This is a genomic window from Psychrobacillus sp. Z3-81, assembly GCF_056620325.1.
Window position 1 is genome coordinate 1 of sequence record NZ_JBWQPU010000108.1, and the last position, 238, is coordinate 238.

Annotated in this window: 1 protein-coding gene; it reads left to right on the forward strand. The window is 73.5% G+C overall.

What is annotated here, in order from left to right; genetic code table 11:
• On the forward strand, nucleotides 1-238 hold a 238-nt coding region (locus AC1ECF_RS17815), incomplete at both ends, for a zinc finger domain-containing protein (protein WP_480390766.1).

The following is a 238-nucleotide window of genomic DNA, read 5'->3' on the forward strand; positions in this document are numbered from 1 at the left end:
GTCCTCGCGGCCGCGGAGGACGTCATGCGCAGCGCCCTCGTCCAGGGCGGGACGAGCTTCGACGCCCTGTACGTCAACGTCAACGGGCAGTCCGGGTACTTCGACCGGTCGCTCGAGGCCTACGGACGCGCCGGCCAGCCGTGCCGGCGCTGCGGGACGCCGATCCGCCGGGACGAGTTCATGAACCGTTCGTCGTTCACCTGCCCGACGTGCCAGCGCCGCCCTCGCGCGGCGGGCC